This is a genomic window from Mycobacterium sp. 1165178.9 (assembly GCF_001673555.1).
Classification (GTDB): domain Bacteria; phylum Actinomycetota; class Actinomycetes; order Mycobacteriales; family Mycobacteriaceae; genus Mycobacterium.
On the sequence record NZ_LZMB01000429.1, the window covers coordinates 1 to 2,937 of the forward strand.

Annotated in this window: 3 protein-coding genes; 2 read left to right on the forward strand and 1 reads right to left on the reverse strand. The window is 70.1% G+C overall.

The features are described from left to right. Window positions 1–50: 50 nt before the first annotated feature. Entirely contained in the window at window positions 51–446 is a 396-nt protein-coding gene (locus A5652_RS18640; RefSeq protein WP_067354730.1) for a hypothetical protein, read from the reverse strand. 274 nt (window positions 447–720) lie between these two features. Between A5652_RS18640 and A5652_RS18645 the strand changes: the two genes are divergently transcribed. Then, entirely contained in the window at window positions 721–1,431 is a 711-nt protein-coding gene (locus tag A5652_RS18645; RefSeq protein WP_067354741.1) for a response regulator transcription factor, read from the forward strand. Continuing rightward, the gene (locus tag A5652_RS18650; RefSeq protein ID WP_067354746.1) at window positions 1,428–2,897 is read left to right on the forward strand and encodes a cell wall metabolism sensor histidine kinase WalK; all 1,470 of its coding nucleotides are present in this window, start codon (window positions 1,428–1,430) and stop codon (window positions 2,895–2,897) included. Before A5652_RS18645 ends, A5652_RS18650 begins: the two co-directional genes overlap by 4 nt. Window positions 2,898–2,937 lie beyond the last annotated feature (40 nt).

Sequence of the window (2,937 nt, forward strand, 5' to 3'; positions counted from 1 at the left end):
GGTGTATAAGAGACAGATGCCGGACATCGTGACGGCGACAGGCTCAGTTGTCAGGGATGCGGCGTGGGGGACGCCGGTGTCGGCGCGGGCGGTGTCGGGATTCCCTCACCCGGGGGCGATGGCCAGAAGCCACGCGGAGGTCCCGGCGGCCCGGGCGGGGTGAATCCGAAACCACCCGGCATCGGCCCGCCCATCGGAGGGGGCGGGGGACCGTGGAACGGCGCCGCGAAGCCCGGCGGCGGCCCGGGAGGCGCCGGCGGGGGCGGCCCGACGCTGACGATCCACGCGAAGGCGATCGCCGCGACGGTGCCGACCGCGCCGAGCAGCACGCCCGCCACTCCGGCGCCGATCACCACGCCGGTGGGGTGGCGGCGTCGCTCGGGTTCTTGGTAGGTGACCGGCGCCGGCGCGGGCGGATTGGTGTTGATGTCGTCGTTCGTGGTCATGTCACGGACGTTAAGAGCCGGGGCTGAAATGGATCTGAAGAATTCAGCTACCCGACGAACGGACCTCATCCGTCACAGGGTGACCGGCGGAGGCCAACACCCTTTTGCCCGCCTTGGAGCGACAACGCGGAGATGTCGGGGCGTAGAGCGAGGTTGTCGCTCAAAGGCGGGCAATTCGCACATCCCTCTTCCTCTGTGACAACGGGACAAAGGTGATCTCTGGGATGTCACCGGCCTTCAGGTTCGTTTCAGCACCGGCGCTGACAATGGGGGTATGACGGATTGCCCACGTGCGGGCGGCCACTTCAGCGTCGGTACGCCGCGGGTGCTGGTCGTCGAAGACTCCGAGACCATCCGGGAGATGGTCAGCGAGGCGCTGGTCGATGTCGGCTATCACACCGATGCCCGCTGCGGCGGCGACGGCCTGGAAGAGGTTCTCGACGGGATGCGGCCCGACCTGGTGGTGCTCGACGTGATGTTGCCCGGGCGCGACGGGTTCGAACTGATCGACGTCATCCGCGAATGGGGTGACACCGGGATCGTCCTTATCACGGCGCGCGACGGGCTGCCCGATCGGCTGCGCGGACTCGACGGCGGCGCCGACGACTACGTCATCAAGCCGTTCGAGCTGGCCGAACTGGTGTCGCGGGTCGGCGCGGTGCTGCGTCGTCGCGGCCGGCTGTCGGAGGTGATTCAGGTGGGCGACGTCACCCTGGACTTCGGCGCCGGCGTGGCCGCGCGAGGCGGACACCGGCTGGATCTGACCGCGACCGAGCTGCGCGTGCTGGCTTTCCTGGTGGAGCAGCGTGGCCGGATCGTCAGCGCGGGCCAGATCCTGAACGCGGTGTGGGGCTATGACGCCTACGACCCGAATCTGGTGCAGGTCCATGTCAGCGGGCTGCGGCGCAAGCTCGAGGCGCGCGGTCCGCGGATCCTGCACACCGTGCGCGGCATCGGCTACCGCCTGCAGGCCGAGCGGTCATGACGGCGTCGCCGACGCCGACGCCGTCGCTGCAACGCCGCGTGACGCTGGTGGTACTGGCGCTGCTGGCCGTCCTGCTGGTGGTGCTCGGAGTCATCATCGACATCGCGATGGGTGTTCTCGCCCACCGCAATCTGCACGATCGGCTGCTGGCCGCGACCTCGCGCGCCGACGCGTTGAGCGCCGCGCACACATCACCCGATCTGCTCGCCGCCGAGCTCAACGGCGGCGGGATCCGGGCGCTGGTGATCACGGCCGACGGCACCGCATACGGCGACCGCGGGATCAGTCCCGAGCTGAGCGACGGGGAGGTCGAACCGCCACCGTTCTATCCTCCGCCCCCGTACCCATCGCCGCCTTATCCACCGCCTTATCCACCGCCGTATCCGCCACCGCCGTACGCACTTCCGCCGCCGCCCGGCCCGCCGCCGGATGCCACCGCGACGGCCGTCGTGCATCCGCTGCCCGATGGCAGCCGGGTGATCCTGGTCGCCGACACCACGCAGACCACCCAGGTCGCGCATCAGTTGCGCGGCTTGATGATCGGGGCGGGTCTGGTGACCCTGCTATTCGCGGCGCTGCTGCTCATCGCGGTGAGCCGGGCGGCGCTGCGTCCGCTGGATCGGCTCACCGCGCTGGCCAACGCCATCACCACCGGGGACCGCGGCCGTCGGCTGCACCCGAATCGCACGGACACCGAACTCGGCCGCGCCGCAAGCGCTTTCGACAACATGCTGGACGCACTGGAACTGTCCGAGCACCGCGCCCGGCACGCCGCCGACACAGCGCAGCGCGCGGAGACCGCGACCCGGCGGTTTCTCGTCGACGCCGCCCACGAGTTGCGCACCCCGATCGCCGGAATTCAGGTCGCCGCCGAGCAGGTCGCGCACAGCGCCTCTGAACACCACGACAACGGGCAATACCGCCGAGCGAGCCTGTTGCTCTCCGATGCTCGCCGCGCCGGACGACTCGTCTCCGACATGCTGGACCTGAGCCGCATCGACGCCGGGCTCGCGCTCGAGTTGCAAGACGTGGACGTGGCCGCGGTGCTTGACGGCGAAGTCGACAGAGCCGCGATGCTGGCACCACAGGTCAGCGTCACCCGCACGGGTCTGACCACACTGCATCTCGACGCCGACGCGACCCGTCTGTTGCAGATCGTGTCCAACCTGCTCGACAACGCCCGCCGGTACACACCGGCCGGCGGAGCCATCACCGTCGACCTTCACGCCCCCGAGGGCCTCGCGGAGATCATCATCACCGACACTGGCCCGGGCATCCCGGATGACGAGCGGGACAACATCTTCGAGCGGCTGGTGCGCCTGGACCCCGGCCGCGCCCGCGATCACGGCGGCGCCGGGCTCGGCCTGGCGATCGCGCGGGCGCTGGCGCGTGCCCACGGCGGGGAACTGGAGTGCCTGCCGCACCGGGGCGGCGCAAAATTCCGGCTCACGCTGCCGCGGGCATGAGGCCGAGCGGTGGCCGTCTCAGAAGGGCCTGTCTCAACTG